Origin of the sequence: Herbaspirillum sp. VT-16-41 (genome assembly GCF_001994935.1) — a bacterium.
GTDB classification, from domain to species: Bacteria; Pseudomonadota; Gammaproteobacteria; order Burkholderiales; family Burkholderiaceae_D; genus Herbaspirillum; species Herbaspirillum frisingense.
In genome coordinates, this window is sequence record NZ_MUXB01000033.1 from 1 (window position 1) to 6,071 (window position 6,071).

At 50.8% G+C, this 6,071-nt stretch carries 6 protein-coding genes; 3 read left to right on the forward strand and 3 right to left on the reverse strand.

Features of this window, described 5'->3' with window-relative positions; translation table 11 throughout:
* Positions 1-441: ABC transporter ATP-binding protein (locus BTM36_RS03840; RefSeq protein WP_139347046.1), on the reverse strand; the 441-nt coding region annotated here is incomplete at its 3' end.
* A 264-nt stretch (positions 442-705) separates the two neighbouring features.
* Between BTM36_RS03840 and BTM36_RS03845 the strand changes: the two genes are divergently transcribed.
* Entirely contained in the window at positions 706-1,914 is a 1,209-nt protein-coding gene (locus tag BTM36_RS03845) for an ABC transporter substrate-binding protein (RefSeq protein WP_077235299.1), read from the forward strand.
* Positions 1,915-2,233: 319 nt separating this feature from the next.
* Here BTM36_RS03845 and BTM36_RS27590 read toward each other — a convergent pair whose 3' ends face one another.
* Together BTM36_RS27590 and BTM36_RS03855 are read right to left on the reverse strand one after the other, a co-directional pair.
* Positions 2,234-2,476, reverse strand: a complete 243-nt coding sequence (locus tag BTM36_RS27590; protein ID WP_077235300.1) for an HTH domain-containing protein — start codon at positions 2,474-2,476, stop codon at positions 2,234-2,236.
* 96 nt (positions 2,477-2,572) lie between these two features.
* Complete coding sequence (locus BTM36_RS03855; protein WP_254426909.1) at positions 2,573-3,334, reverse strand: Crp/Fnr family transcriptional regulator; 762 nt, start codon at positions 3,332-3,334, stop codon at positions 2,573-2,575.
* A gap of 208 nt (positions 3,335-3,542) precedes the next feature.
* Between BTM36_RS03855 and BTM36_RS03860 the strand changes: the two genes are divergently transcribed.
* Both BTM36_RS03860 and BTM36_RS03865 read left to right on the forward strand, forming a co-directional pair.
* A complete protein-coding gene (locus tag BTM36_RS03860) occupies positions 3,543-4,751 on the forward strand; it encodes an ABC transporter substrate-binding protein (RefSeq protein ID WP_077235302.1) in 1,209 nt (402 codons plus the stop codon).
* Positions 4,752-4,781: 30 nt separating this feature from the next.
* Positions 4,782-5,681: a 3-keto-5-aminohexanoate cleavage protein gene (locus tag BTM36_RS03865; protein ID WP_077235303.1), complete on the forward strand. Its 900-nt coding sequence runs from the start codon at positions 4,782-4,784 to the stop codon at positions 5,679-5,681.
* Positions 5,682-6,071: the final 390 nt, after the last annotated feature.

The following is a 6,071-nucleotide window of genomic DNA, read 5'->3' on the forward strand; positions in this document are numbered from 1 at the left end:
CACCGTGGTGGTGTGGGCGAAACCGGTGAGGTCCACTTCTTCCAGCAGCTGCATGGCACGCTCGTCGAGCTGCTTCAGGCTCTCGCCGTTCTTCCAGAAATGGAAGGAGGTACCGAGCTTGCGCTGCAGGCCGATGCGCACGTTCTCCAGCACGCTCATGTGCGGGAAGACGGCCGAAATCTGGAAGGAACGGATGATGCCCTGGCGCGCGATCTGCGCCGGTGCATCCATGGTGATGTCACGACCGTTGAACAGGATCTGGCCCGAGGTCGGAACCAGGAACTTGGTCAGCAAGTTGAAACAGGTGGTTTTGCCGGCGCCGTTGGGGCCGATCAATGCATGAATGTGACCGCGAGTCACTTTCAGATTTACGTCATTAACGGCGGTGAATCCCTTGAATCCTTTTGTCAGGCCGTGCGTCTCCAGGATGACGTTCGTCATCACTCCTCCTTAAGGTTGCATCTTGAATTATCGTTTTTGTTGCTTGCATAAGTAGATTAAAATGGGATCAATCTCTTGTCAATCGGAAGGTGAGTAAGGTACGCCCGTGTTGTTGTAGATAAATATATTAGAAATAACTCAGTTATCTCCTGATTTTCGCCGAAATCTATAAAAATTTTGACAGTTCGCCTCATTTTTAATAATCTCCTTATGCAAGTTATATGCTTGCATAAGAAAACTATATGGCGAATTTAGGAGCGAGGCATGAATAAATTGATGAGGATGACGCCGGCGGCACTGATGCTGGCGCTGGCAGCACAGGGAGCTTGCGCGCAGGCAGCCAAGCCGCTGCGCATTGGCGTGATGACCGACTTGTCGGGGCAGTTCTCACATGAGGCGGGGCAAGGCGCGGTTACCGCCGTGAAGATGGCGGTTCAGGATTTTGGCGGAAACGTACTGGGGCGTCCTATCGAAGTATTGGTGAATGACCACCAGAACAAGCCTGACATTGCCGCCAGCAAGGCGCGTGAGTGGTTCGACACACAGAACGTCAAGATGATCAACAACCTGATCAACTCGGGCGTGGCACTGTCAGTCATGACAGTGGCAAAGGAAAAGAATGGAATCGCCATTATCAACGGCTCGGGATCGTCACGCATTACAGGCGATGCCTGTACCCCTAACAGCATTCACTACGCATACGACACCTACGCACTAGCCAACGGTACTGGAAATGCCATTATTAAACAGGGCGGAGATAGCTGGTTCTTTTTGACAGCCGATTATGCTTTCGGCCATTCGTTAGAGGCAGATACAGCGGCGGCTGTTAAGGCACAGGGCGGTAAGGTCATCGGAACGGTACGCTATCCGCTGAATGCTTCTGATCATTCGTCGTTCCTTCTCCAAGCCCAGCAATCCAAGGCTAAAGTAATTGCCTTGGCTGGCTCTGGAACAGGCTTCATCAACGCTGTCAAATCGGCGCACGAATTTGGCGTTACCAAGTTGGGTAAGCAGGTTCTGGCAGGCCTGCTTGTTTGGATCACAGACGTCGATGCCATGGGGTTGGAAGTGGCACAGGGGTTGACGCTCACTAACGGATTCTACTGGGATCGCGACGAGGAAACGCGTAAGTGGTCACGTCGCTTCTTCGCGCTGACCAAGCGCATGCCAACTATGGGTGATGCAGGCGACTATTCCTCGACGCTGCATTATCTGGAAGCGGTCAAAGCCGCCGGCACTGACGAAACTGCAACTGTAATGGCAAAGATGAAGGCCACGCCAATTAACGATATGTTTGCCAAAAATGGCCGTATTCGGGTGGATGGTCGCATGGTGCATGACATGTATGTTTATCAGGTGAAGAAGCCATCCGAGTCAAAATACCCGTGGGACTACTATAAGAACATCGCTACGATTCCCGCCGATCAAGCTTTTCGTCCATTGGCAGATGGAGGGTGCCCGTTGGTGAAATGACGCCAACGGACGATAAAAAGAATTCAGGACGCTTCTGCTAATAACTCTGAGCGACGAGAGTCGCTCAGAGTTATGTATTTTTGCTTGTCAATTGTAGGGTTGAGATTCGAAACATCTTTGGTTTCCAAGCAATTTGGCGCGATGTATATCGACTGGTATATCGATGTCTAGATGAATTCCAGGATCGCTTATGTTGATTTGCTCGCAGAGTTGACCCTCTCCAGTTGACCCACCTTCCACTGCCTTCCGAAGGAAGCCACGCGGTCGTACGATCCCTGATATCCCAACTCTTTTAAATCGAGAAACATCTGTTTCAAGGTCACGTCTTTGTTTGCGGGATTTGACTGCTTCGGCAGCTAGCCAAGCGGAGAGCCGAGGCGTGAATGGATACTGGGGCGCTCGTGGAGCGCCTAGCGGGGTAAGACGGCTCAATCGTGTCAGAATGAATGTAGCGACGAACCGTGTTGCGGGAGATGTCTAGCCGGCGTGCCATCTCTCTGATTGAAATACGATCCCGGATGTACCAGCGTCGAATAATTCCAAGTAGGGCCACGTCTATCACTCCGTTCTCCCGCTCGCTGACATGAGCAGGATTGTGGTCTAAACATGGGTTAACTTAGGATGCAAATTTCCTGAGGAAATTCAACAGGGAAGTGCGTCATTTTGGAGAAACTCGTTTTGGACCGGAGAAGGAGCGTAGGCGCTCCAAGTCGATGACCGTGATCCCGGCATATTCGATAGTCAACATCCCACTTCTTGCAAAGCGATTGAGAACGAGATTGCAGCGTTGACGTGAGACACCGCACAAATTCGCTAGCTCCTCCTGAGTGATTCCTAGGTGAGGTTGTCTCCTCGGATGTAATTCCTTATTGAACATCGAGGCTAGCGTTTGGGCAATTTTTACCTCCATATTTGAAAGTATTTGGGCCGAAAATGTCCCCATGAAATAGTTGACTCTCTCGGCCAGTTGACGCATCACAGCGTTTGAAAACGCGATTTGCTCACGAAAAAGCTGGTGGCAAGTAGATTGTGGAACTATCAAGACCCTGCTTTTCCTCAGCGCGATGGCGTGGTAGTCATACGGCTCGCCTCGTACGAGACTGGCCTCTCCGAACCAGCTACCCGGTGAGAATCCTGCCATGGACACACTGCGCCCATCTTCCGCAATGGCAGACCATTTAAGTAGGCCCTCAAGAACACTAAACCATCCAACAGGCGAGTCGCCTGCTCGCAGCACGAAGCTGCCGGCCTCCACTTCAAGTTCTTTTGATTCGTTGAGAATTAGCTGCTGGGAGCTACGTTCCAGCAAGCTAAACCATGGCGTCTGTTGGAGTGCCTCTAGCTTGCTCAGCGAGGGCGAGGCTGGTATCTCCCCCTTCATTTTGCGAACTGTCGATGATTCGGGAAGTTGACTTTTCACCTTGGTTCCTCCTGCGTTCCTGGTCATATTTTTCTGATCACTCCAACGGTTGTCGCTTCTGTGGCGGGTGTGACTCTATATGTCTGCGGTATTTCTTCTCTGCTTTTAGCGGAACTGTTTCTCTTTGTCTCAAGTGTGACAGTGTCAGGGTATCAAGTTTTCTTATTATTCCATTTCGCTGTCTGGATAATTAAAAACGGAGGAGAAAATGCGGGTGAAGACGATATTGGTAATTGCGGGTTTGGTGATTTTCAGTTCGGTAAATGTGCCTGCGTATTCTGCGATCTCGAATGACGTCATCAAGATTGGCTTCATAACGGACATGTCAGGTGTTTTTTCTGCTGTAGACGGTCCCGGGGGGGCAGAGGCGATACGCATGGCAATCACCGAAATGGGGGGCAATATCACCGGGAAGAAGATTGAACTACTTACGGCCGATCACCAGAATAAGCCAGATGTGGCCGCCTCAAAAGCTCGAGAGTGGATTGATAGAAATGACGTCGATATGCTTATCGCTGGCACCAACTCAAGTGCTGCGCTAGCGGTTGCAAAGGTGGCTTATGAAAAGAAGAAGATTGTGTTTGTGGTGGGAGCCGGTGCACCTGCTTTAACCAATGAGCAATGTTCGCCTTACACGTTCCACTACGCCTACGATACTACTGCGCAAGCTCGTGTGGCTGGCAGTGCTGTCGCGGCGGCTGGTGGAAAAACTTGGTTCATGGTGACAGCAGACTACGCCTTCGGGATCGCGTTGGAAAATGATACGGCGGCCGTAGTTAAAGCTGCGGGCGGCACGGTGCTGGGTTCAGTCAAGCACCCGCTCGGCGCCAGCGACTTTTCTTCGTTCATGGTACAGGCGCAGGCAAGCAAGGCGCAGATTCTAGGCTTGGCCAACGCTGGAGGAGATTCGATCAATGCGGTGAAGGCCGCTAATGAATTCGGTCTGATGAAGTCGATGCGGATAGCAGGCCTCAGCATGTATATCACTGATATTCATGCACTTGGGCTGCAAGCTACCCAGGGCATGTACTTGACTGATAGCTGGCACTGGAATATTTCACCTGAAGCTCGCGCTTGGAGCAAGAGCTTTTATCAGAAGCGTCAAGGAATGCCAACTTCCCTCCATGCAGCGGACTATTCTGCAGCATTGCAGTATCTGCGTGCAGTCAAGGCGACTGGTAGTGACGATAGTGAGGTGATTATCTCTTACCTGAAAAAGAACAAGCTTAACGACCTCTATTTGAAGAACGGTGTCTTCCGCGACGACGGGCGTGTCGTGCATGACATGTATTTGCTGCAAGTGAAAGCTCCGGACAAGTCGAAGGAGCCATGGGATTACTTTGATGTGGTCCAGACAATTTCTGGTGACAAGGCTTTTACGCGAAAGGAAGAAAGCAAGTGCACATTGTGGAAGTAAGTAGCTGAACCAATAGCAAGGGAGACGGAAATGAGTAAGAGAAAAGTGATCGTAACCATTGCGCCTACCGGCGGAATGGCCTTCAAGTCGCAAAATCAGAATTTACCTACGCAGCCGCATGAGATAGCCGACGATGTTTATCGTTGCTACAACGCGGGTGCAAGTGTGGTGGCTATTCACGCACGTCGCCCTAGCGATGATGGAGCCACCTGCAATCCAGAGATATATCGTGACATTAATTCACGAATCAGAAGCAAGTGCGACATTGTCATCAATAATTCAACTGGAGGCGGTGTTCATGGTGACATGATCCGGCAAAATGAAAATGGCACGTGGGAGTTGGTGTGGGAAGAGCGTATAAAGGGAATGGATGCTGGGGCCGAGATGTGTACCCTCGACGCAACGACACTCAATATGAGCTTTGGCGGTAAGGAAATTATCATGAACACGCCGCTAAGCAAGGCGCGCTTCTTGGCAGAGGGAATGAAGGCGCGGGGAATTAAACCAGAGTGGGAAGTTTTCAGTCCTACTCACGTGCTCCAAGATGCTACGACGCTGATCAAAGAGGGGCATGATGCGGAGCCATATTTCATCAATTTAGTGATGAATGTGCATCGAAACTTTCAGAATGCAATGCCGTATTCGCCACGCTATCTGCAGATGATGGTCGATACCTTGCCAAAGGGAAGTATTTTTTGCGTCAGCGGAATTGGGTCGTCCCAATTGGAGGCAAATGTCAACGCTTTGTTACTGGGAGGGCATGCACGCGTTGGCCTCGAAGACAATCTCTATTATCGACATGGCGAGCTAGCCACAAACGTTCAACTTACTGAGCGCATTGTAAGAATCATTCGGGAGTTGGATATGGAGCCAGCGACGCCAGAGGAGGCGCGCGAGATAATGAAATTACCAAGCCCGTCTGCTAAGTAAAGAACTTCATCTGCATGCGTAATGCAAAGGGCGGTCGGCTTGACCGCCTTCTTCCGGGTACGGATTCGAGAGCAATTATGAAAAATTGCTCGAGCGGCTAAATCAACGTTTGATAGCGCAGCCACACTACTCTGTCGCGTGGCGATATCGGCGCTAACCTCAACACCGGATTGAACCGTCCCCGGTCGTTGGCGTTGACAATCCACACTTCCAAATAAGAGAGTGCCTCCGGTTTATTAAACGGGGAATGGCAATCGTCGTCCTGTTTGTTGCCCCCGCATTCACCGCATCTGCGTTGCTGTCAAGCTTGAGTTGACCTGCTCCCCAATTTAGTACGAGAACGACTTGGAGTCTGCGGTTAAAAAAGTCTCTGCAAACTGTTGCGGCGTC

Coding starts and splice junctions, on each gene's coding strand:
- BTM36_RS03860 (WP_077235302.1), top strand. CDS start 3,543: ATGCGGGTGAAGACGATATTGGTAATTGCGGGTTTGGTGATTTTCAGT.
- BTM36_RS03845 (WP_077235299.1), top strand. CDS start 706: ATGAATAAATTGATGAGGATGACGCCGGCGGCACTGATGCTGGCGCTG.
- BTM36_RS03865 (WP_077235303.1), top strand. CDS start 4,782: ATGAGTAAGAGAAAAGTGATCGTAACCATTGCGCCTACCGGCGGAATG.